The sequence below is a fragment of the Sporosarcina sp. So3-204 genome, assembly GCF_058068165.1.
Genome location: NZ_CM176485.1, coordinates 3,334,774 through 3,358,403, shown reverse-complemented (window position 1 = coordinate 3,358,403; position 23,630 = coordinate 3,334,774). Strand labels below are relative to the sequence as shown.

Genomic DNA, 23,630 nt, shown 5'->3' with positions numbered 1-23,630 from the left:
TTATCAATAATGGTTTTAACGGCAGTAGTATTGAGCGGTTGTGCTGCGGTTGAGAATCAAGAAGGTATGTTTTATAATTACTTTGTAAAGCCAATGGAATGGTTACTAACATACTTTAGTGACATGTTTAGTGGTAGTTACGGTCTTGCTATTATCATCATTACAGTTTTGATTAGACTTGTTTTATTGCCTTTCATGCTTAAAAATTATAAGAGGCAGCAAGATATGAAAATTAAAATGGATGCACTTAAACCAGAAATGGAAGACATCCAAAAAAAGATAAAGCAAGCAAAAGAAGAAGCGAATAAAGAAGATCAAATGAAGCTTCAGCAGGAAATGATGGGTCTGTATTCGAAGCATGGCGTTAATCCGCTCAATATGGGGTGCTTACCGCTTGTGATTCAAATGCCGGTTATCATGGGACTATATTTTGCGATATTACATTCGCCGGAAGTAAAATCACATCCATTTCTTTGGTTCAGTCTTGGCGAACCAGATATGATTATGATGTTAATTGCAGGAGCTGTTTACTTTGTCCAGGCGCGTGTGTCTCTTTGGACAATGCCTGACCAGCAAAAGCAGCAGATGAAGATGTTTATTTACTTGTCTCCAATCATGATTATGTTCATTTCATTTAAAGCAATGGCTGCGTTACCGTTATACTGGGTAGTAGGTGGTTTGTTCCTCATATTCCAAACATATTTGGGTCGTAAACTTTACTTTAAAGAAGTTGTACCTTTAACAGACGAGCAAATAGCTGAAGCGAAAAAAGAAGCTGAAGCAAATAAAGAAGTAGAAATGAAAAAAGAAGTAGAAACAAAAGAAGTAGAAACAAAAGAAGTAGAAATGGAAAAAGAAGCAGAAACAAAAGAAGCACAATGGAAAAAAGGAATTGAACTTGATAAAGAATAATCAAAAGAATAAAATGAGGCCGGGGTAGTCCCCTCGGCCTTTTTTGGAGGCAAATTTAGTGCAAATAAAATCGTTATTTATAATTGGAATCGCAATGTCTGTCGTTGCTTCATTTTACTATGTGATACAACTTAAGATCAACATGGCAGTAATGCCGATGATGATTTTATTTACGTTAACAAATGCAATGCGCGCAAATTCATTTAAAAAGCAGGGCATGGAACGAGAAGCGAAATGGATGCGTATATTATCTGTTTTTTTTGCAATAGCATTTGTAGTTTTGTTTGTCATCAATGTAGTGCTATAAAAAAGACGTTCCCAAGGGAACGTCTTTTTTCAATAGGAGAACTTCTTTCTTGTTAGAAGAACAATAATAATAGCTGGTACTGTAACGAAAATCATTCCAAAAAAGGCTAGACCTGGTGTGATATCATATAGCCAACCACCAACGAAAGTCAAAGTTGCAACGCTTAAGCTCATTGCCAACGCGGCATACATTCCTTGTGCTGATGGAATTAAATCTTTTGGTAAATTCTTTGAAATGAAATTGATAAATGCAAAGTGAGCAACACCGAAAGAAACTGCGTGCAGCAACTGTGCCGCGATAAACACTGCAGTAAATGGAAATATAAAGATGAGGACCCAACGAATCGTTGAACCGATTCCAGCGATTAGGAACATCGTTGAAACACTTACATTTGATAACCATTTATCAGCCTGCGTAAAAAATATGATTTCCAAAAGAACAGCAACGTTTAAAATAATACCTATATAAAAGCTATTTACGCCAAGGTCGTCCAAAAAGATAAATCCGTAGTTATAGTATGATGCATGTGCACCTTGTAAAAGAATTGAGACAACTAAAATCACGACAAATGACTTCGACGATAAAAGTGATTTAAATTCTGTGCCTCGTTTTTTGGTGAGTAACTTATCGGGTTCTTTTCTTAAAATCTCTGGAGCTGTACGCATAGAAAACAATGAAATTAACGCTAATCCAAAAATCATTAAGTATAGAATTGCGCGTTCATCCCAAATAGAAACGATAGCACCAACAAGAAGTAAAGCGATTGTATAACCAATTGATCCAAATGAACGGCTTTTGCCGTAATTAATATGTTCTGTTTGCATTAGAAGTGAAGCGCCGCTTTCTACGGAAGGTAAAATGATTGGATAAACAATACTAAAGAGCGTTGTAACGATTAATAGGCCTATAAATGACGAATTTGGTATATATAAAATAGCTAATGCGAGCGAAATAAAAGATAGCCATTTAGTAAGCCGTATCAATGTCATCCGCTTTGTAAGGAATGGGAAAATGAAAAGAGTAGAGGCTGATCTGGCAATCATTCCCACACCCATAATGATGCTTGCCTGTGTTACTGTTAACCCTTTTTCAATCGTTAGCCATCCAGTCCAATAGGGAAGGAATACTCCCCATGTAAAGAAAAAGGCAAGAAAACTGAAAGAAAGCCATCTTTGGTTATTCATTTCTCTACCCCTCTGTATTTGTGTGTATGAATCCTATTGTATATTTAAGTTAAATGATAGCATACATACGACGACTAGAAAGAAAAATCATGTTAAACTATAAAGATATTATAAAAAGGTAGGTTACTAAATGAAAAGAAAGCCTAACTATAAATTTAAGTCAACAAAAAAACAACGAAGCAAAACTACCACGTTAGTACTGTTGTTATCGGGTATTATTATGACTGGTCTTGTAATTTGGATTGGCATTAATGATTGGGATGTAGAGAAAAGCTTGGACAGATTTAAAGTAACTACTGATGAGATTACTAATACTACTAAGCAGCCAGAGCCTCCTGTTGAAATAGCGGAACCAGAGGAAGAGGAAGAAGATGCTGAAGTGGAAAAGCCAGCTTTAAATATCGATGCAGGTGGCTATATACATGATCAATTGCTCCCTGCAGAACCTACTTATGTCGATGGCATATTGATTGCGAATAAAAAGTATCCATTACCGGCAACATTTGCTTTGGGTGAAAATCCTGAAGCACGTGCTGAATTCAATAAAATGGCTGCTGAAGCGGCTTTGTCGGGGTTCAAACTTACAGCGTTTAGCACATACCGCTCTTTTGATTACCAGACGGAACTGTATGAACGTTATGTTAATAGGGATGGAAAAGAAGCGGCTGACACATATAGTGCGCGTCCTGGCTATTCGGAACATCAAACGGGTCTGGCCTTTGATATTGGCGAAGTCAATTTAGAAAAGCATTGGGCATCATCAACATTTGGTGATACGGAAGCGGGTATGTGGGTTGCTTCGCATGCACATAAATATGGCTTCATCATGAGATACCCATTAGGAAAAGAAGAAGTGACTGGCTATATGCATGAATCATGGCATTTCCGTTATGTCGGTGCTGACATTGCAACAGAGATATTTAATAAGAACATTACTTTAGAAGAATACCTAGGCATATAAAACGACATATTAAAATGGACATCCACAATGGGTGTCCATTTTACTTTTATAATTATAAAATCGGTGAAATTAAATTTGCAATAGATTCTTTTAATTTAATGACAGTAGAGCGATTGTTGTACATTTCAAGTGTTAATTCTGTAGATAACAGTAGATCTTGTTCAAACAGTTCTGCAAGCTTATGTGATGTTTCGGGATCGTAAATGAAAGCATTTACTTCAAAGTTTAGCTTGAAACTACGAACATCAATATTTGCTGTGCCGACTGTTGACACTTGATCGTCTACCACAATTTGTTTGGTGTGCAAAAAGCCGTTTTCATAAATATATATTTTTGCTCCGGCTTTAAGTAAGTACCCAACATTTGAATAAGTTGCCCAGTAGACAAATATATGGTCTGGTTTATTTGGAATCATAATTCTTACGTCCACACCCGATAAACATGCAATTCGCAGCGCATCAAGAAAACTAACATCAGGAATAAAGTAAGGGGTTTGAATATATATATACTTTTTTGCTAGAAAAATCATCTTTAAATAGCCGTCTTTAATTTGTTCCCATTCCGAGTCTGGTCCACTTGAAACGATTTGCATACCAACTGAACCTTTTTGTGGGATGACCGGAAATAGGTGATCACTATATTTAATTTTATGATGCGCAGAAGCCTGATTCCAATCTAATATGAACCTACTTTGAAGCGGGTGTAGTGCACTACCTTCAATGCGTAAATGTGTATCGCGCCAATACCCAAACTTTTTATTATGTCCTAGATATTCATCGCCGACATTAAAGCCTCCGATGTATCCGATGCGACCATCAACCACGACAATTTTTCTGTGGTTCCGGTAATTCATCCGGGGATTAATAAGAGGTAAAATTGCAGGGAAAAACGCTTCAACTTGGCCACCATTGTCTGTAAGATCTTTAAAATGCCGCTTTTGAAGACCTCTAGATCCCATATCATCATACAATACCCGAACTTGAACACCTTGCTTCGCTTTTCGGATAAGTACATCTAAAATTCTTGAACCTAAATTATCTAGCCTCACAATATAATATTGGAAATGAATATGATCTTTTGCCATTTCTAAATCATGAATAAGGGCTTCAAATTTGGCTTTTCCATCATTAAATATTTGAACATCATTATCCTGAGTAAAAACAGCATGATTGTTACGAAGATGGAGATAAATCATGTCTTGATGTTGTACGGTCTCTTTAATTCGAAATTCCAGTGTGTTGTCTTCAATGGCTCCAATTTGATAATCAATTAGACTGTCAATCCCGATTTTATCTTGATCTTTCCAGCGATAAAAATGTCTTTTACCTAATCGTCTTCCGAATAAAAGATAGATTATGAAACCGAATAATGGGATGAAAAATAATACCATGAGCCACGCCCAGGTCGATGTAGCATCTCTACGTTCTAGAAAGATTAAAGCAATCGCAAGGAATAAGTTCAATATAAGAACAAAGGTTACAGTAAAACTTATAAATTGTGTCATATATGCCTCCCGATAAGTTAATTAAATAGACCTTATATCTAGTATAGCTCAAGCTTTCCTAGATAATGAAGGAATAGGAAGATTTCCATAAATCTATATAAATTTTTAATTCATTTTATCAAGTACTTTAAGTTAAGTTACGGTTTATTACTTATTCGTAATATTTATATTTTTAGTTTCCTTAGATAAATAATTTTCGTAGTTATCAAACTATTTGAAATTATCAGTAGTGCGAACAAGTGAAATTTATTATAATAATAGTGTACGCAGTTTTTTATCCTAGAAGGGTAATCTAAACGGTACAAAAAACTAAATGGGAGGTAGATTATGATTAAATCAATGATGAAATTTAGACTCATTTTCGCACTCGCACTTCTTTTTCAACTAGTTGCATTGCCTTTACAATCAGTAGCTGAAGAAGCTGATACGAAGGCGCCGTCTTGGGTTACCCCTGTCAATTATTTGGCACTAGGCGATTCTCTTGCATTCGGTATCAGTTCCGATGGGCTACCGGGTGAAGGGTATCCTGACTATCTTGCACAGTCACTAAAAGCGACAAATGTACTGAAGTTCTCAAATAAAGGTTTTTCATACCCAGGTTATACAGCAAATGATGTTTTGAAAGACTTTAAAGATAATGTTACAAAACCTGTTATGGGCATTGGTCAAGAAGGACAAAACTTGAAATTGGATCAATCTATCACAGAAGCTAATTTGATAACAATTAGCGTTGGTGCAAATGATGTACTTAAGTATATTAAGCTTGACCCTGTAACTGGAAAAACACAAATTGATTTTCCTGGTATATCTGCAGCGGTTACCCAAGTAGGGGTAGATTATAATTCGATTTTCCAAGAAATCTATAAAATTAACCCTAATGTTCAAATCTATGTAATGGGCTACTACAATCCGTTTCCTCATTTAGATGCTGAACTTCAGCCTCAGCTTAATCAGTTGCTTATTGGGTTAAATGGTGCAATTCGTGCTGGTATGACAGGAACAAGTGCTGTTTTTGTTCCAACAGCAGATGCAATTGCTACTGATTTTATGGCTCACGTACCGAACCCGAAAAATATTCACTTAAGCGAAGCGGGTTATAAAGTTATAGCAACGCAATTTAGCAATCAATTACAAGAAAGTTATAAATGGATTGCAAAAGATACGCTAACAGCTACTGTTAAAAATGATACAACAGTTTCACTAGCTTGGTTGCCAGCAGCCGATGATAAAGCAGTAACCGGCTATGTAATCTATAACGGAAAAGATAAAGTAGGTCGAGTAAGTGGGGATATTCATGCGTTTGATGTGGGGAATCTTACTGCGAATAAAGACTACACATTTACAGTTTCAGCGGTCGATGAGGCAACAAATGAAAGTATTTTAAATCCTAACGTGGCCATTAAATTAGGATCAGCACCTGCAATCTTCTCAGATATCGAAGGTCACGGTGCGAAAGAGTTTATCGAGCAAGCAGTGGCAGCAGGCATCGTTTCAGGTTATTCAGATGGCACATTTAGACCAGAGAAAGAGTTAACACGTGCACAAGCTGCATCAATTCTTGTGCGAACACTAAAAATTAAAGCTGACAAGCCAGCTCCGTTCCAAGACATCTTACATTATGCACCGAAAACACAAGCGGAAATCGCAGCCGCTTATCAATTTGGCATTGTGAAAGGCAAAAATGGTGAATTCAAACCGAATGAATCTGTTACACGTTCGCAACTAGCGCTTATGGTGAAGCGTGCTTACGAACTTGTGAAAAAAGAGCCTTATATTCCTACTGAATTAGCACCGTTTACTGACATCGCTAACTATGATACAGAAGCAAAAAATGCGATATCTATGCTCCATGCATTTGGCATTGTTGATGGAGTGGACGGTAAATTTATGCCGGGTAGCGCAACGAAACGTAGTCATGCAGCGAAAATTTTCGTGAACTATGCTGCATTGGCTAAGTAAAGTTTAATTGAAATGAAAAAGCAAATCCGCCACTCCTTTATATAGGAGGTGGCGGATCTTTTAATTCTGATTGTTAGAAAGAATTACTCAGCCGCTACTTCAACATTACGCAACGACTTTGTTGACTTCCTAAACGCGAAAATTAAACCAATTGACAACACCGCAAGAACCGCTGATAAGAAATACATATTACCTGCTTGTTGTGTGAAAACCCACGTAAACAGAAGTGGTCCGATGATACGCCCGATATTATCCATAGAGTACGTCAAACCAGCAGCTGTGCCGTATTTTCCACCAGATTCCTTCGTTGTCAATGAAACTAAGACAGTACGTGCAAGCGCATTACCTCCAGTGAAGACACTGAGTGCGACACCTGCCCAAAAGAGATTTGAAGTAAACGGGATGAGTAGAAGTCCAATAACTGTGACAAGTTGTCCGCCAATAATCCACTTCGTTTCTGAACCATTTTTTACACGACGAACAACACCGCCCTGAATCGCTGCGTCAACGAACCCGCTCGCCATGAATAAATAACCGAGCTGAAGAGGGGTAATTTCGATTTTATCAATCTGGAAAAGTTGAAACGTCGCTTCAAGTCCCGCAAGAAGGAAAGTGACCATAAATGAAAATAAAAACAAATAACGAATACGGTACTTCCAGAAAACAGTAGAGCCTTTAGGGATAATTGCGCGTTTATTTCCTTCACCGCGACGTTTAGGTTCTTTCAAAATAATGCTTGCATATACGAGAAGGAGCAAGGTTAGTAAACCAGATGCTAAATACGGAAGTTGTAGACTAACATGGCCTAAAATGCCGCCAATTGCAGGTCCAAAGATAAAGCCGAGTCCTATCGACATACCGAGCAATCCCATATACTTATTTCGATTTTCCTCATTTGTCATATCCGCAACAAACCCAGTGACAGCTGTATAGAGAGCACCCGAGAATACGCCTCCGACAACTCGTGAAACATAAAGAAGTGGTAAACTTTCTATGAATAGCGCAAAAAGGAAGAAGCTAAGACTGAAGCCAATAAGGCCGATCAATATAAGTTTTTTTCTTCCAGTCCGATCTGACAATGAACCCCAAAGTGGCGCAGTGAAAAATGAGGAAAGTGCATATACAGTTAGAAGCCCGCCGACATGAACCTCGGAAAAACCTTGGTCCAATATAACTTCAGGAAGAATAGGGATAACAATTCCGAATCCGAGATAAACGAAAAATTGCACAGACATAAGTAAGAGTATTGCTTTCTTCATAGTAAACCCTACTTTCTTTTAATTCGCTACATTCATTCTACTCTTTGATACATATTCAAACAAAGGAAAAGGGCGCGGACTCCAGTTCGCAATGAATTAGAAGCAAGTAACAAATTTGTGAAAGTTCAAAACGCGTTAATCAAAGCATGCAACGAAACCATAAGTACGCAACGTATTTGTGGAACCATGCAACGTGCTAGTTGAAGTACGCAACGTTTTCGGTAAACCTCGCAACAAAATCAGAAGTACGCAACGTATTTGTGGAACCATGCAACGCGTTAGTTGAAGTACACAACGTTTTCGGTAAACCACACAACGAAACCATAAGTACGCAACGTATTCGCGAAACCTTACAACGTAACAATCAAAGTACATAACATATTCGTGGAACTTCACGATATTTGGACAACACCTAACTATACCTCTCAAAAATTTTGTTATTTTCTTTTTATTAAACATGAAAAAACCGTGTAATATCTACACGGTAAGCATTTTCGATTAAAATGGTTTTGAAAATTAAGTGAGAATTATTAACCTGTAACCTTATAGCCTTTATCTTCAATCATAGCTGTAATTCTTTTCAATCCTACAATGCTTGCATTATATTCTATTTCTACATTTCCTGCCTCAAGGTCAACAATAGCCCGAGTAACACCTGGAATTCTATTTATATTTCCTTCAACGACTTCTACACAGTGTGCACAAGTCATACCTTCTACTTGTAATGATGATTTTTCTATCAAAATAATAACCTCCTTTGTTTTTTTCGTAAAATTACATAACAGCACGAACTTTGGAGCAGTATTCTATGCAGAATTATATAATAAAGTATGGCACATATAATTATAAGTAGAATCTTAACTACAGTACTTAAACGTAATACACCTACTGCTGGTATGTCAAATAGTCTGACTTATAATACTTTTTTACAATAAAGATTAAATATTTTACAATAGGTTTACTTTGTAACATAATTGAAAGATTTAAAAATGTATTAAAGTGGTATACTACTATTAACAAAACTTATCGCGGCGTTAAAAATCTGCGATATTAAAAATAGGTGTGCAACATTATTAATTTCAAAACGTTTTAAAATAGAGAAAAGAAAGGTCGAGGTGGATAAAGATGGCTAAAGAAAATGATATAAAAAAAATCATCTCCAACTTGGCGAAGCTAGGTGTTTCGGCTACTATAACAAAATCTCGTTTGGAAATGCTGAAAGCCTTAGTTCCGCCTGTACATGACCCGCACATTCAATCGACATAAAGTGAACGACAATATTTGGGTTTATCTCAATTACCCACCAACTGTCCTTGTGTAAAGGAAAAATAAAAGCTCCGACAGAATCCAATGATTCTGTGCAGAGCTTTTTTGGTTGAGCAATTACTCTTCATCGCCCGATTCGAACATATAAGTACGGTGATGAAATTTCATGCTGAAGATGAGACCAATTGCGAGCATGTTACTCATAATTGAACTACCACCATAACTAATAAACGGTAACGTAATCCCTGTAATAGGAAGTAGTTGAATGTTCATGCCGATATTTTCGAACACATGGAATGTAATCATCGCAATTACACCTGTACAAACGTAAAGGCTAAATGGATCTTTAAGTTCAAGGGCAATCTTCGTTAAATGATATATAAGAACAAAAAACAATCCGATAACTATACTAGAACCTATGAAACCATATTCTTCGCCAATAACTGCGAAGATAAAGTCGGTATGATTTTCTGGAATGTACACTTCACGCCCTTGAAATCCTTTACCGGACATGCCACCAGAACCAATTGCTGTCATAGCTGTTAGCAAGTTATAGCCTTCATTCGAAGGATAAGATTCGGGATCAAACCAAGAGTATATCCTTTTAAAGTGATAAGGTTGAAAACCAAGGGTCTGCATAAAATCTTGTGCATATAGTGCTAAGTATAAAAATACTCCCCCTAGAGTAGCTCCGCCAATAAATAAAGGAACTAGTATTTTCCAGCTAATCCCTGCAACTATAATAACTGCAACGGTAATCGCGATAAACACTAGTGCTGTTCCTAAATCGGGCTGCTTAGCGATAAAAAAGGCAGGTGCAAGAAGGACCAACATAATTTTTCCGAGAAGAAAAGAGTCGGTTTGTAATGATTTCACTATATGCTTTTTATGGTGATCACTTACAAGCCTTGCCATTCCCAAAATAAAGGCGGTTTTTATAAATTCAGATGGTTGTATTTGTCCGATAACCGGAAGGTGAAGCCATCTTTTTGCTCCTTTTCGGATTTCTGCAATTTGACCTTCTCCACCAGGGGCAAAATGAAGAAATATTAATACTAAAACGCCGAATCCATATAAGTACCAAGAAGCCTTTTTATATTGTTCTGGGTCAAAATACATCACCATACCTACAACAAATGCGCCAATAATGTACCAGCGAACTTGTGCTGCAGCATGATTGACGCTGGATACACCTGATGTTTGTGCGGAAGAAATTGCAAACAAACTGACGATACAAAACAGCAATAAGATAAACGCAAGCGTCCAATCAAAACGGTCCGAAGGTTTATTAGGTATTTTCATTACTTTTATCACCTTTAAATTATTTAATTTTTTATACATATAATTGATTTCATATATTACCGAACTATATGTTATATCTATCTAATAACTATACAACAAAAGAGACGTTTGTGCTTGTTGAAAAGTTGCTATTTTTATTAGTACATAGATTTTTTTTGTTAATCATTCATGCCAGCGTGCTGCTCGTGGTAAACTAAAGGAACAAAGAAATTGAATCTTGGGAGGAAATAAAATGAAATTGAAATTAGGATTAGTTTATGGTGGAAAATCAGCGGAACATGAAGTTTCTTTATCAACTGCACGTGCTGTTATGCAAGCCGTAGATTTTAACAAGTTTGAGGTAATTCCTGTTTATATCACATACGAAGGTGAATGGAGAAAAGGGAACCCCCTTGAAAAACCTGTAGAAACTATTGAAGAGCTACGTTTACTAGGCGATGGAAGTACTAAATCAGATAGTATTCATGATTTTTTAAACGGCGATGCTGGAGCTCCAGATGTCATTTTCCCCTTACTACACGGAACTAACGGTGAGGATGGTACTGTACAAGGTTTTTTTGAAGTAATGAATATTCCATATGTCGGAAACGGTGTTCTTGCATCATCAGCAGGTATGGATAAAGTAGTTATGAAGCAATTATTTGCACAAGCTGGACTTGAACAAGTGCCTTATGTCCATTTCATTCGCAGTAGCTGGCGGAAAGATAGTGAACTATTTATTGAACGAATGGAGCGTGAACTAGGGTGGCCTATGTTTGTGAAGCCGGCTAACTTAGGCTCGAGTGTGGGAATAAGTAAAGCGCATGACCGAGAAAGTTTAGTCACTGCTGTGGAGTTCGCACTGAAGTTTGATCGTAAAATAATAGTTGAACAAGGTGTAGTAGCACGTGAGATTGAATTATCCGTACTTGGAAATGATGAGCCTGCTTGTTCAGTTTCAGGTGAAATAAAACCAGTAACTGATTTCTATGATTATGAAGCAAAGTATGCCGATGGAAATACAGCACTTGTCATTCCGGCTGAAGTAACGACTGAAGTCAAAAACAACATGGAAGATATGGCAATTCGTGCATTTAAAGTGCTCGATTGCGCTGGACTTGTCCGTGCAGATTTCTTTTTAACCGCGGATGATAAAGTACTAATCAATGAAGTGAATACGATGCCAGGTTTTACACCAACTAGCATGTTCCCACTCCTATGGCAAAACACGGGTTTAACTTATCCTGAATTAATTAATAACTTAATTGAACTTGCACTTGCGCGTCACGCTGAAAAAGCAAAAATACAATATACGATGGATTGAGGTTTTCTAACTTGAATAAAGCATTAAGAGATATTGCAGACTGGCTACATGCAGACGGGCAAAAAGTGAGCGAAGTTATGATTAATGGCGTTTCAATTGATTCGCGAATTATTAAAGCGGGTGATTTATTTATCCCGTTTCGCGGTGAACAAGTAAATGGCCATAAATATGTAATAAGTGCTTTTGAAAAGGGGGCAGTTGCATCCCTTTGGATGAAAGATGAACCAAATCCTCCAACAGATATACCGCTTCTATTCGTAGATAACACTGAAATTGCATTACAAGAAATGGCGCGTAATTACCGTGAAGAACTTCATTGCAAGGTTATCGGTATTACAGGTTCAAATGGTAAAACATCTACGAAGGACTTAGTCGCAAGTGTTTTGGCACCCTATTTCAATGTGCGGAAAACTGAAGGGAATTTTAATAACGAACTCGGTCTTCCGTTAACTATTTTATCGCTTGATGAAGCAACTGAATATGCAGTTCTTGAGATGGGGATGAGTGGTTTCGGTGAAATCTCCTTTTTATCAATGTTGGCAAAACCAGATTCCGTTGTCATTACGAATATTGGAGAAGCACATATGCTTGATCTAGGTTCGCGTGAAGGAATCGCGAAAGCTAAATACGAAATTATTGATGGACTTATAGATGGTGGGAAGCTTTTCTATGATGGGGATGAACCTTTATTACGTTCGCTAATTAAAGGGCAAGCAATCGTTCAATCTGTTGCATTTGGTAACTGCGAAAATAATGATTTGTCGCTTTATGGTGTCGAATCAACAGATGAGGGAAGTATGTTTAAGACGCAAGGATTAATTGATGGGGAGTTTACAATTCCAGTTTATGGCGCTCATCAAGTGAAAAATACGCTTGCAGCAATCTTAATTGCATTGGAAGCTGGCTTGGATATAACTCAAATTGAATCGGCTTTGAAACAAGCGAAATTAACTGATATGCGCATGCAACCCATTCAAGCTATAAATGGTGCGCTTTTTATAAATGATGCTTATAATGCAGCGCCAACCTCCGTACGTGCTGCACTTTCGTTTATTAAAGAAACTGATTTGCGTAAGAAGAAATGGCTTGTGCTTGGGGATATGTTAGAGCTGGGGGAAGAAGAAAGGGTTTATCATGAATCACTTGCTCTTGATATTAAAGAAATGGATCTTGAAGGGATACTCCTTTATGGACCAAGAATGAAGTGGCTATATGACGAACTTTCTAGACAAAATATTGGCACGCAACTCAATTGGTCAGAAGACGACTACGGATCACTAGTTAAAGTGATACAAACGGAAACAGACAAAGATTCATTAATTTTAGTAAAAGGCTCAAGAGGTATGGCGCTAGAACAAATTATCCTTTCCGTGAATCATATTGGTGATGCCGATTGAAAACGGGCGTTTTATTTATCCATGGTTTTACTGGGGGGACCTATGAAGTACAGCCGCTTATTACATTTGTGAAAGCAAATACAGATTGGGAAGTCGAGGCACCTACTTTGCCTGGGCATGGTGTAACGCTTAACTTGGCTAAACTTTCAGCTGAATCTTGGATGATGGAAGCGGAGCTAGCGCTTAGAAGGCTGCGAAAAAGGGTGGATCGTGTCATAATTGTTGGCTTTTCAATGGGTGGTTTGATTGCAATATATTTAGCACTACGGTATCCGGTTGACCGCCTGGTTTTATTAAGCGCAGCTGTAAAATATGTGAGTCCTCGTGTGCTTCTTGCGGATGTTCGTATTATGTTGACGGAGTCGATTACTCGAAACTATGCACCGAACACGTTTTATCATATGTTTGAGTATAAATTATCGAATACACCACTTCTTTCAACATTTGAGTTCCTTCGAATAGTTGAAATGGTAAAGCCTTATTATGGATCCATTCAAATGCCAGTTTGTATTGTACAAGGAGAAAAAGATGCAGTTGTGCCGGCTTCGGCAGCGGAGCATCTTTATAAAAGACTTGGATCGTCGGAGAAGAAGTTAATAAAATCACCGACTGGACAACACCATATATGCTATAGCGCAGATTGTAATGACTGGTTTTTAAAGGTTTTAGCATTTATGAAATCAGACGATTAGTTATCAACGGAATTGTTCTTCAAGCATAATAATTGCAATGAAGCTAAATTTATGTTATTCTATTAAGAGCATTGGATACATTTCACGGGACTCTTCACTTATTGGAGAGTACTTTTTTTTGAATAAAACGGTTTGTTCATTTCGTTAATTAACGAATGTACTTTGGCCAAACCGCTCGGCAAAAACCGGGCTTTCCCTTTCAACCATAACCTCTGCAATAATACAGAGATTGTAAAATATCGGAAACGTTCCCTTTCAGGCTCGACTTTGCCGCGCTTTCATTTGCAAATGTAACCAATTGTCAAATGAGGAAAAAGGAGATTGAAAAATTTTGACTAAGTTTTCAGAGTTAAATATTAGTGAATCAACACAACGCGCTTTAGGTAAAATGGGATTTGAAGAGGCAACACCTATCCAAGAAGGTACTATTAAAATGGGTATGGAAGGCCGAGATATTATCGGTCAAGCACAAACAGGTACTGGTAAAACAACTGCGTTTGGCGTTCCAATCATTGAAAAAGTAAACACATCTGATAAAAATGTACAAGCGCTTGTTATTGCACCAACACGTGAATTAGCGATTCAAGTTTCTGAAGAAATTTATAGAATCGGTAGTGACAAACGCGTTCGTGTACTTTCAGTTTATGGCGGACAAGAAATTGGTCGTCAAATAAGAGCACTTCGTAATAATCCACAAATTATCGTAGGTACGCCAGGTCGTCTTCTTGACCACATTAAGCGTAAAACTTTAAAGCTTGATAATGTTCAAACGCTCGTTCTAGACGAAGCGGATGAAATGTTGAATATGGGTTTTGTTGAAGATATTACTGAGATTCTTTCAAGCGTTCCAGATAATCGTCAAACACTATTGTTCTCGGCTACTATGCCAGGTCCAATTCGTAAAATTGCAGAAAGATTTATGAAAAACCCAGAAATGGTTAAAATTAAATCAAAAGCAATGACGGTTGATAATATTGAGCAGTTTTTCGTGAAAGCACAAGAACGTGAAAAGTTTGACGTCCTTTCTCGTATTTTAAATGTTCAACAGCCAGAACAAGCAATTATTTTTGGTCGTACTAAGCGTCGCGTAGATGAGCTTTCACACGCTTTATCGATTCGTGGATATATCGCTGAAGGAATTCATGGTGATTTAACGCAAGCTAAACGTATGTCGGTTCTTCGTCAATTTAAAGAAGGAAAAATTGATATTCTAGTTGCGACAGATGTTGCTGCTCGTGGACTTGATATTTCTGGCGTTACTCATGTATATAACTTTGATATTCCACAAGATCCAGAAAGCTATGTTCACCGTATTGGTCGTACTGGTCGTGCTGGAAAAAGCGGTGTAGCTGTTACATTTGTAACGCCACGTGAAATGGGATACTTACGTATTGTAGAAGAGACAACTAAAAAGGCTATGACGGCTCTAGTGCCACCATCTTCAGATGAAGCACTTGTTGGGCAACAACGTCTAGCTGTTGAGCAACTTTCTGAAATAGTTGAGAAAAATGGCTTAAATGACTATACACAACTTGCAACTGAAATGTTAGCTAAGTTTGATGCGACAGATCTTGTTGCAGCAGCGCTTAAAAACATGACACGTGAACCAAGTGATACGCCTGTATCGATTTCTGAAGAACGTCCACTTCCAAGTCGTGGCGGTGGCGGAAGTCGCGGTCGCGGTGGTTATAAAGGTAACCGTAGCAGTGGTAGTGGTGGAAGCCGAAGCGGTGGAGGCGGAAGTCGTCCACCACGCAGTGGTGCAAGTCGTAGTGCTAGTGGAACTCGCAGTAGTGGGGGAAGCGGCGGCAGTGGCGGTGCAGCTCGTCGTACTCGTGAAAGCGGGGCGCGCGGCGGAAGTCGTCCTCGCGGTTAATAAAAAGCAAGTTAAATTATTATTGAATTCGGGAAGCGCATTATGCGTTTCTCGAATTTTTTTGTATAGAAAAAATCTATGTATATAAGACTAAAAAAACGTTGTGTCTGAATAATTTCTTATTTATACAGTGAATTTATTTTAATAAAAAGTTTTTATTCTAAAAAGATATTGATTTAGTGCGTATTTTAACGATATTATGTATAGCTTAGTTGTCGTGGAAAAGTGGATTAAATGAAACGTTATCAATTTTTAATCGTATAGTGTATATAGGGGAAAGGGTGTGACTATATTGAGAGAGAGACCAGTGAATCGTATTTCTGAGAAAGGACTTCGAGTTTGGCGGTTATATGGTATTATACAGACTTTTTTTGTGTTGCTTTTAGCGATTGGTGCTGGGGTTCTAACATACATATTTGAATGGCAATGGTGGATTTATATTCTAGGTATAAGTGTTGTAATTATGTATGCTTATTTATTTGTTTATTTATTCCCGAAGATTAAGTGGTTGCGTTGGCGTTACGAAGTACGTGAATCTGAAATAGAGTTACAACATGGTTTGTTTATCGTGAAGCGGACATTAATCCCGATGGTTCGTGTACAACATGTCGATACATCACAAGGACCGATTTTACGCAAATATAATTTAGCGGGCATCACGATTTCGACTGCTGCTACAAATCACGAAATTCCAGCACTCATTACAGAAGAAGCAGATGAATTGAGGAGCCGAATTTCTGCACTTGCAAGGGTGGCGGAAGACGATGTCTGAGAAACGTTTTAAGTTGCACTGGGTTACAGCAGTAATTGAGTCATTAAAGACTGTGAAAGAGATGTTCTTGCCGTTGATTATACTAATATTTGCAGATGGCTGGAGAGCTAGTGGTTCAGGTCCATGGTATCAAGAATATTGGTCTTTTATTTTATTGAGTGGACTTATAGTTATCTTGCTTGTAAGTGGTCTAATTAAATGGAAACGCTTTGAGTATTGGTTTGAAGAGGATGAACTTAGAATCGAATCGGGTTTATTTATTCGGAAAAAAAGGTATATTCCATTTGACAGGATTCAAAGCCTGGACTATACAGAAGGCATTTTTCATCGTCCATTGAAGCTGGTAAAGGTGAAGGTTGAAACTGCTGGGAATTCTGGAACGTTAAAGGCTGAAGCGGAATTGACGGCAATTACGAAGGAAGCTGCAGACCGGGTTGAAAAAGAGATGTCGAAAGCCAAAAAAAGAAAAATAAATGCTGGGATTGAAGAGCAGGTAATTGAAGAATTCCCGACGAAAACGAATCAGGTTTTCACGATGTCTACACAAGATCTATTGATTTTGGCAACAACATCAGGTGGTATTGGCCTAATTCTGTCTGGTGTAGCCATTTTTATGACGCAATTTGCGAATATGATACCATTTAATTGGATATATGAGGAGATTTCTGGATTTATTAAAAGTGGTTTACTTATCGTTGCAATTGTAGTATTTCTGGGATTCTTCATTGTATGGGGGGTCTCGGTCGTGATGACTTATTTGGCTTATTACAGTTATTCAGTATCTCTAGATAAAGAAGATATCATTATAACAAGAGGATTGATTGAAAAAAAGAGAGCGACAGTTCCGTTGAAGCGTGTGCAATGTGTGCGTGTAATTGAAAATCCTTTTAGACAGCTTTTTGGATATGCTACTGTCGTCATTGAAAATGCAGGTGGGGGTCTCGGTGATGGTGCTACCATTAATCTATTTCCGCTTGTTAAAAAGTCTGCTATTAATGGTCCGTTAAAAGAAATCTTTTCAGAATTAATTATTGAGGAGCCTGCTCGAAAGTTACCTATTCGGGGTAGGCGCTATTTCTATCGTATTAACTTTCTTTGGATGCTGCCAATAGTGGGCGTATTAACTTATCTATTTTACCCGTATGGTTTACTTTCCCTTTTACTTAGCCCCTTTATTGTTCTATGGGGGATGTGGCAACACCGATCTGCTTCGTACGAGATATACGGTAATCAATTAACGATGCGATTTAGAAGATTTAATTTAAATACCGCTTATTTAATGAAAAATAGAATTCAGTCTATGGAAATGAAACAAAATTACTTTCACCGAAAAAAAGGTGTGGCGACTATTTCCGCTCGTGTAAAATCGGGTATGAGGGCTTTTAATGCGCAGGTTAGCCATATGGAGGAAGTTGAAGCTGAACGTATTTTGGGATGGTATGAACCGTCAATGTTTGATTGTGAAAATGAAGAAAAGGACAGTAGGACAGAATAGTCACATCTGTCCTTCTCTTATCTTTTATTCCAACTCAATATTCTCTTAGGATTAAAGTAACTTAGGCCGATTAGAAAACCAACTATGAGCCCAGCAATATGTGCTGTTGCATTAATTCCTGGTTGAAGGAAGGTCATGACAAGACTTATTACTATTATAGGCAAAATTATTTGACGGAGTTCAGGAATTGACTTTTTCGTATAATAAATAAGTGCACCGAACGCACCGAAAATACCGAAAATCGCTCCACTGGCACCAACATGTGCATAGTTAGGCTCTTTTAAAAAGTAAGTGGCTATGTTCCCGAAAATACCTGCGAGCATATAAAGTGTGAAAAACCGCATCTTTCCGCAAACCTTTTCGAGTTCAGGTCCAAATACAAACAGACTAAACATATTAAATAGAATATGTGTAATCCCGGCATGTAAAAACATAGGCGTTAAAAGACGCCACCACTCTCCATCAGAGATAAGGTAGTTAATCCCCATTCCTGCAAAACGAATCTCGCCGCCGATAAACGGGATTAGAGTGATTAAGAATATAGTTATATTTAATACTAGAAAAGTTGTAACCATTGGATAAAATCTGATATATTCGGAAAAGCTTTCTCTACGGGTAAACATTTTTTCACCTCAATCCGTTAGTCTATTATACATATATTTAATGCGTAAAGGAAAGGAGAGAGGTTCGATGATTTCAGGAATTGGGTTGGATATTGTGGAGATAGAACGCATTGAGAAAATAGATGCAAGATCGACTAAGTTCAGATCTAGAATACTTAATAAAGATGAAATGGAAATATATAATTTATTAAAAGACTTTCGTCGACCTGAATTTCTTGCTGGTCGTTTTGCAGGTAAAGAAGCATTTTCCAAAGCGCTTGGTACTGGAATTGGTGTAGATTGTAATTTCACAGATATTGGTATAATCCCTGATTTGAAAGGAAAACCGACACTTTATTTTAAGGGAACTGAAGTTAATGGATTTATTTCAATAACACATACGAAAACAGTTGCAGCTGCTCAAGTAATCCTTCTTGCATAATTGTGTAACCATTCTCATAAGATGACATACCCGATTGAAATGAGAAAGGATGAACAATTTGCGAAGCCGAATATTAGTTTTATTATTAGCAGTGATGGCAATTGTCTTAGTAGGATGTGGAGCACCATCGAAAGAGGATGTAATGAAGAAGCTCAGCGGGAAATGGACTGATACGAAAGGGTATGAGTTACAGGCGACAATGGAGATTAAGACGGGATCAGAGCCGAGAATCTATGATGTGGATGTTTGGCATACAAAACCTGATTTTTATCGAGTTAATGTCTCGCAAAGCGGTAATGATGATTCTCAGATGATTGTCCGTAATAAAGACGGTGTATTTGTCGTAACGCCATCACTGGGCAAGACTTATAAGTTCCAAAGTGATTGGCCTGCACAAAATAGTCAAGCGTACTTAATTGGTGCATTATCAGATGATATTAAAGCGGACAAAAATGCTACTATGACCGAAGAAGACAAAATGTATATTTTTGAGACAGAAACAAGAAACAATCATAAGAAAATACTTCCGACACAGCAAATTCATATTGATAAGAAGACGCTTTTACCGACTTATGTTTCCGTATTAGATGAAAATAAGGAAGAGCAGATTCGTATTACTTTTAAAAAGATAACACTTGGGACAGAGCGGAAAGCAGCAGATTATGATGTTGAGTTATCACCTGAAGAACCTAAGGCTAAAGAAGATGATGAAGCTGGAGAAGAAAGTGAAGATGGAAAAGAAGAAGATGCGTCTGAAGATACAACGGGTTTTAGTGCATACTATCCAACAGTTAAGTGGGAAGGCGTTACATTGGAAGAAGAACAAGTAGGAGCACGTTCATTCTTAACTTATAGTGGAACAAAAGAATACACGATTATTCAGGAACGTGCGACTAAATCTGAATCAAGATTACCTGTTTCTGTTGTAGGTGACCCAGTTGATCTTGGATTCACAGTTGCTGCGCTTACGGATAATTCAATACGTTGGGAGAGTAACGGTATTTCGTTTTTCATAGCATCTGAAACTTTGTCTAAAGATGAAATGATTGAAGTTGCAACGTCTATGTCCGCAAGTGAAATGAAATAAGATAAAATTGTTTGACGAAGAAAGGGAGAAAGACTCATAATAGAACCACTATAGTATAAATGAGGGGTTATTATGGAGACTTCGACAAATTTTCGTCCGACTAAAGCAATTGTTAAATTGTCAGCAATTGAAGAAAATATTAGGTCTCTAAAAAGGTATTTAAATACAGGTACATTGATTATTGTTGTTGTCAAAGCGGATGGCTATGGTCACGGTGAAGTCCAGGTTGCGAATGCAGCGCTTGAAGCTGGTGCCGATATGGTATCAGTTGCAACGCCAGACGAGGCTGTTCAACTTAGAAATAGCGGTGTAGTTGGAGATGTCCTAGTCATGGGTCCTTCACCTGTTTCCTTTGCGAAAGTGGCTGCAAGACTTGATATTATTATTGCGGTGCCAAATGCGGAATGGTTGCAGGCGGCACTTGTTAATGAAAGCCAATTTATAAAACCACTGAAGATTCATATCAAAGTTGACAGTGGAATGGGAAGGATTGGATTGCGCGATGCAGAAGCGCTAAAGGCACTTGAAGAAATCTCGAGAAGTACAAAACAGATTATTATAGATGGCATCTTTACACATTTTGCTTGTGCAGATACAAAGGATCCTACTAGCGCATCTGAACAATTTAAATTGTTTATAGGCTTGGTAAAAATATTAATTGAAAAACCGAGACTTGTCCATGCATCTAATAGTGCAGCTACTCTTCTTTATCCAGATTATGCACTCGATGCTGTCCGTTTTGGGATTAGTGTGTATGGCATTCCGCCATCAGACTTTGTAGGAACACAACTTCCTTTTGAGCTGGAAAGATCATTAGCGTTAGAGACTGAATTAGCGCAAGTAAAATTACTTGAAAAAAATAACCCGGTCAGCTATGGTTCAACGTATAAAACATCCGAAAATGAATGGATTGGAACAATTCCAATTGGTTATGCAGATGGTTTGCGTCGTGGACTTCGAGGGCAGGAAGTATTAATAGGTGGCAAAAGAATGCCGATTGTAGGCACGATTTGCATGGATCAATGTATGGTGAAACTCACTAAGGAATTCGCGGTCGGTGAAAAAGTGGTTTTAATTGGACGACAAGAAGACGAAGAAATTTTGATTGAAGAATGGGCCGAACGCTTAGGCACAATACCATATGAAATCGTAGTTTCAATTACGAAAAGAGTACCAAGAGTTTATATATAATTAAATTATAACGATATGAATGTGAGTAAATTCGACAAACCTTATAATTTTTTGTTGATTCCTGTCAATCTATTTCATTTGATGTCTTCTCTTTGTGGACATTAAATGTTAAGATGAAGGTGTAGAAAAATGAAGAGCGGGTTTGTTGGAGGTGCTGACAATTGCGTGAGAAGAAGAGCGTAAGGGAAGTCATAATGAAGATTCCAAAACGAATGCTAAATGAAAATGAACATACGGTCGTCCATCAAGAGTTGGAGCGCGGGGATTTTGTTTATATTTCGACAAAAGATGAACTAAACATTATTAGAGAAGCTATGATGAAGGGTTATGTCGAAATGTCGCAAATTAATTTAACAATCGCCCATGAGTGCTTGCACATTGAGTTTGAAGCGCAACATACGATGGAACGTCTTGTAAGCGGAGGATGAGAATTTGGCAATAAAACGTGGAGACGTCTTTTTTGCAGATCTGTCGCCTGTCATTGGTTCTGAACAGGGAGGAACAAGACCCGTTCTTGTGATTCAAAATGATATTGGTAATCGGTTTAGCCCGACTGTTATTATTGCAGCGATTACAGCACAAATTCAAAAGGCAAAATTGCCGACACATGTAGAAATTGATGCGGAACGTTACCATTTCGAGCGGGATTCTGTGATCTTGCTCGAACAAGTCCGTACGATTGATAAATCAAGACTAACTGATAAAATTACACAACTAGATGAATTTTTGATGGAGCAGGTTGATGAAGCATTGGAAGTTAGCTTCGGCCTCGTCAAATTTTAATAATACATATAATAGAAACACCATGGGCTCATGCCTATGGTGTTTTTTCATTAATGTTAAAAAGAGTGAAATATTATTAAGTATTCGATATAATGATTACATATATACAATCAAATGTAACTGCAAGGAGGATTCTGGAAAATAGATGAATAAAAAAATGGCTGAAAATGTAAATGTTCATATGGAGGAACTTCTGGAGAATTGGAAGGACATGATGAAGGAAAGCAGTGATGACAGGTTCTTTCACTTCATGCCAGAGGATCTGATTGATAAAACGAGTAAGGAATTTGCTCAGTTAATGACATCAAATCTATTGGAAAGCGATAATATTAGCATTGCTATACTATCCGACTTCACTGGAAAAGTTGTGCGCTTTGGGTGGTCAATAAAGTTTGTTAATAAAGCAATTGATAACTTTTCAGAAGTTACTTTCTCTGTACTTGAAGAGAAAGGAATTATTAATGAATCAAATTTGAGGGCATATATTGGTATCTTTCAAAAGTGGATTACACCACTTCGCGAAAGCATAATTGAAGCGTATTCAGTTCAATGGGAACGTAAAGTGAGCTTGCAAAAAGTGGCGTTACAAGAATTATCAGCCTCTTTAATACCAGTATTCAGAGGTATTTCCGTCATGCCTCTTGTCGGTACAATTGATACAGAGCGTGCAAAGTTAATTATTGAAAACTTACTTGAAGGTGTTGTAAAGCAGCGCGCGGGAGTGGTTTTGTTGGATATAACAGGCGTTCCAATTGTGGATACTATGGTGGCACATCACATTATTCAAGCGGCAGATGCTGTTCGTCTAATAGGGTCAAAATGCATGCTAGTTGGAATTCGCCCCGAGATAGCGCAAACAATTGTAGCACTTGGTATTGACTTGAATGATTTCACTACGACCAGCACATTGCAACGTGGGATGGAGGAAGCATTGCAGCTTACGAATCGTAAAATAGTGGAGGTAGAAAATTGAAAAACATGCGTATTCCGATTTTGAAGCTAAAAGACACGTTAATTGTATCAATTCAGTGGGAACTTGATGACCAGACAGCGCTTCAATTTCAAGAGGACTTATTGAATAAAATGCATAAGACAACTGCAAGAGGTGTTCTAATTGATTTAACATCTATTGATTTCATCGATTCGTTTATTGCGAAAGTACTAGGTGATGTTATTAATATGTCTAAGTTAATGGGGGCCAAAGTTGTTCTAACTGGTATACAACCTGCTGTAGCGATAACACTTATAGAACTAGGTATTCGTTTAGAAAATGTTATGACAGCACTCGATCTGGAAAATGGATTGGATAAACTCCAGACAGAATTGGAGGACTAAA

24 protein-coding genes are annotated in these 23,630 nt (G+C 37.7%); 18 read left to right on the top strand and 6 right to left on the bottom strand.

Annotated elements, in window-relative coordinates:
* The first annotated feature begins 9 nt into the window (after positions 1–9).
* Both yidC and AC3RV6_RS16545 read left to right on the top strand, forming a co-directional pair.
* Positions 10–912: a membrane protein insertase YidC gene (yidC, locus tag AC3RV6_RS16550; protein WP_489749294.1), complete on the top strand. Its 903-nt coding sequence runs from the start codon at positions 10–12 to the stop codon at positions 910–912.
* A 58-nt stretch (positions 913–970) separates the two neighbouring features.
* Complete coding sequence (locus AC3RV6_RS16545; protein WP_489747053.1) at positions 971–1,219, top strand: CLC_0170 family protein; 249 nt, start codon at positions 971–973, stop codon at positions 1,217–1,219.
* 29 nt (positions 1,220–1,248) lie between these two features.
* On the opposite strand, the gene AC3RV6_RS16540 is transcribed toward AC3RV6_RS16545, so the two are convergent.
* Positions 1,249–2,403, bottom strand: a complete 1,155-nt coding sequence (locus tag AC3RV6_RS16540) for a 3-phenylpropionate MFS transporter (RefSeq protein ID WP_489747052.1) — start codon at positions 2,401–2,403, stop codon at positions 1,249–1,251.
* 130 nt (positions 2,404–2,533) lie between these two features.
* Between AC3RV6_RS16540 and AC3RV6_RS16535 the strand changes: the two genes are divergently transcribed.
* Positions 2,534–3,364 carry a M15 family metallopeptidase gene (locus tag AC3RV6_RS16535; protein ID WP_489747051.1) on the top strand — a complete coding sequence of 277 codons (831 nt, stop codon included), beginning with the start codon at positions 2,534–2,536 and terminating at the stop codon, positions 3,362–3,364.
* 52 nt (positions 3,365–3,416) lie between these two features.
* Here the strand turns inward: AC3RV6_RS16535 and cls are convergent, their stop codons facing one another.
* The gene (cls, locus tag AC3RV6_RS16530) at positions 3,417–4,868 is read right to left on the bottom strand and encodes a cardiolipin synthase (protein WP_489747050.1); all 1,452 of its coding nucleotides are present in this window, start codon (positions 4,866–4,868) and stop codon (positions 3,417–3,419) included.
* Positions 4,869–5,195: 327 nt separating this feature from the next.
* Here cls and AC3RV6_RS16525 point away from each other — a divergent pair, with 327 nt between their 5' ends.
* A complete protein-coding gene (locus tag AC3RV6_RS16525; RefSeq protein WP_489747049.1) occupies positions 5,196–6,827 on the top strand; it encodes an S-layer homology domain-containing protein in 1,632 nt (543 codons plus the stop codon).
* Between the two features lie 83 nt (positions 6,828–6,910).
* On the opposite strand, the gene AC3RV6_RS16520 is transcribed toward AC3RV6_RS16525, so the two are convergent.
* A complete protein-coding gene (locus tag AC3RV6_RS16520) occupies positions 6,911–8,086 on the bottom strand; it encodes an MFS transporter (RefSeq protein WP_489747048.1) in 1,176 nt (391 codons plus the stop codon).
* Positions 8,087–8,616: 530 nt separating this feature from the next.
* On the bottom strand, positions 8,617–8,829 hold the full coding sequence (locus tag AC3RV6_RS16515) for a copper ion binding protein (RefSeq protein WP_489747047.1): 213 nt from the start codon (positions 8,827–8,829) through the stop codon (positions 8,617–8,619).
* 382 nt (positions 8,830–9,211) lie between these two features.
* On the opposite strand from AC3RV6_RS16515, the gene AC3RV6_RS16510 reads away from it, so the two are divergent.
* Positions 9,212–9,352, top strand: coding sequence for an Lmo0850 family protein (locus AC3RV6_RS16510; protein WP_489747046.1), 141 nt, complete (start codon positions 9,212–9,214; stop codon positions 9,350–9,352).
* 117 nt (positions 9,353–9,469) lie between these two features.
* Here AC3RV6_RS16510 and AC3RV6_RS16505 read toward each other — a convergent pair whose 3' ends face one another.
* Positions 9,470–10,654 (bottom strand): FtsW/RodA/SpoVE family cell cycle protein, encoded by a 1,185-nt coding sequence (locus AC3RV6_RS16505; protein WP_489747045.1) that lies wholly within the window; start codon positions 10,652–10,654, stop codon positions 9,470–9,472.
* A gap of 232 nt (positions 10,655–10,886) precedes the next feature.
* Here AC3RV6_RS16505 and AC3RV6_RS16500 point away from each other — a divergent pair, with 232 nt between their 5' ends.
* The 6 genes from AC3RV6_RS16500 (at position 10,887) to AC3RV6_RS16475 (ending at position 18,189) form a co-directional block, all read left to right on the top strand.
* The gene (locus tag AC3RV6_RS16500; RefSeq protein WP_489747044.1) at positions 10,887–11,957 is read left to right on the top strand and encodes a D-alanine--D-alanine ligase; all 1,071 of its coding nucleotides are present in this window, start codon (positions 10,887–10,889) and stop codon (positions 11,955–11,957) included.
* Between the two features lie 11 nt (positions 11,958–11,968).
* Positions 11,969–13,354 carry a UDP-N-acetylmuramoyl-tripeptide--D-alanyl-D-alanine ligase gene (locus AC3RV6_RS16495; RefSeq protein ID WP_489747043.1) on the top strand — a complete coding sequence of 462 codons (1,386 nt, stop codon included), beginning with the start codon at positions 11,969–11,971 and terminating at the stop codon, positions 13,352–13,354.
* Positions 13,351–14,046, top strand: a complete 696-nt coding sequence (locus tag AC3RV6_RS16490) for an alpha/beta hydrolase (protein ID WP_489747042.1) — start codon at positions 13,351–13,353, stop codon at positions 14,044–14,046. The genes AC3RV6_RS16495 and AC3RV6_RS16490 overlap by 4 nt, the downstream gene beginning before the upstream one ends.
* Positions 14,047–14,377: 331 nt before the next feature.
* On the top strand, positions 14,378–15,922 hold the full coding sequence (gene cshA, locus AC3RV6_RS16485; protein ID WP_489747041.1) for a degradosome RNA helicase CshA: 1,545 nt from the start codon (positions 14,378–14,380) through the stop codon (positions 15,920–15,922).
* 292 nt (positions 15,923–16,214) lie between these two features.
* On the top strand, positions 16,215–16,694 hold the full coding sequence (locus AC3RV6_RS16480) for a PH domain-containing protein (protein ID WP_489747040.1): 480 nt from the start codon (positions 16,215–16,217) through the stop codon (positions 16,692–16,694).
* Positions 16,687–18,189, top strand: a complete 1,503-nt coding sequence (locus AC3RV6_RS16475; RefSeq protein ID WP_489747039.1) for a PH domain-containing protein — start codon at positions 16,687–16,689, stop codon at positions 18,187–18,189. Before AC3RV6_RS16480 ends, AC3RV6_RS16475 begins: the two co-directional genes overlap by 8 nt.
* 17 nt (positions 18,190–18,206) lie before the next feature.
* Here the strand turns inward: AC3RV6_RS16475 and AC3RV6_RS16470 are convergent, their stop codons facing one another.
* Complete coding sequence (locus AC3RV6_RS16470) at positions 18,207–18,812, bottom strand: rhomboid family intramembrane serine protease (RefSeq protein WP_489747038.1); 606 nt, start codon at positions 18,810–18,812, stop codon at positions 18,207–18,209.
* Positions 18,813–18,879: 67 nt separating this feature from the next.
* Between AC3RV6_RS16470 and acpS the strand changes: the two genes are divergently transcribed.
* From acpS to AC3RV6_RS16435, 7 genes are all read left to right on the top strand, one after another.
* Positions 18,880–19,233, top strand: coding sequence for a holo-ACP synthase (gene acpS / locus AC3RV6_RS16465; RefSeq protein ID WP_489747037.1), 354 nt, complete (start codon positions 18,880–18,882; stop codon positions 19,231–19,233).
* 49 nt (positions 19,234–19,282) lie between these two features.
* Positions 19,283–20,320 carry a LolA family protein gene (locus AC3RV6_RS16460; RefSeq protein ID WP_489747036.1) on the top strand — a complete coding sequence of 346 codons (1,038 nt, stop codon included), beginning with the start codon at positions 19,283–19,285 and terminating at the stop codon, positions 20,318–20,320.
* Between the two features lie 72 nt (positions 20,321–20,392).
* The gene (gene alr, locus AC3RV6_RS16455) at positions 20,393–21,511 is read left to right on the top strand and encodes an alanine racemase (RefSeq protein WP_489747035.1); all 1,119 of its coding nucleotides are present in this window, start codon (positions 20,393–20,395) and stop codon (positions 21,509–21,511) included.
* A gap of 161 nt (positions 21,512–21,672) precedes the next feature.
* Positions 21,673–21,939 carry a transcriptional regulator gene (locus tag AC3RV6_RS16450; protein WP_489747034.1) on the top strand — a complete coding sequence of 89 codons (267 nt, stop codon included), beginning with the start codon at positions 21,673–21,675 and terminating at the stop codon, positions 21,937–21,939.
* A gap of 4 nt (positions 21,940–21,943) precedes the next feature.
* Positions 21,944–22,294 carry a type II toxin-antitoxin system PemK/MazF family toxin gene (locus tag AC3RV6_RS16445; protein WP_489747033.1) on the top strand — a complete coding sequence of 117 codons (351 nt, stop codon included), beginning with the start codon at positions 21,944–21,946 and terminating at the stop codon, positions 22,292–22,294.
* A 145-nt stretch (positions 22,295–22,439) separates the two neighbouring features.
* A complete protein-coding gene (locus tag AC3RV6_RS16440; RefSeq protein ID WP_489747032.1) occupies positions 22,440–23,267 on the top strand; it encodes an STAS domain-containing protein in 828 nt (275 codons plus the stop codon).
* 5 nt (positions 23,268–23,272) lie between these two features.
* Positions 23,273–23,629 carry an STAS domain-containing protein gene (locus tag AC3RV6_RS16435; protein ID WP_489749293.1) on the top strand — a complete coding sequence of 119 codons (357 nt, stop codon included), beginning with the start codon at positions 23,273–23,275 and terminating at the stop codon, positions 23,627–23,629.
* Position 23,630 lies beyond the last annotated feature (1 nt).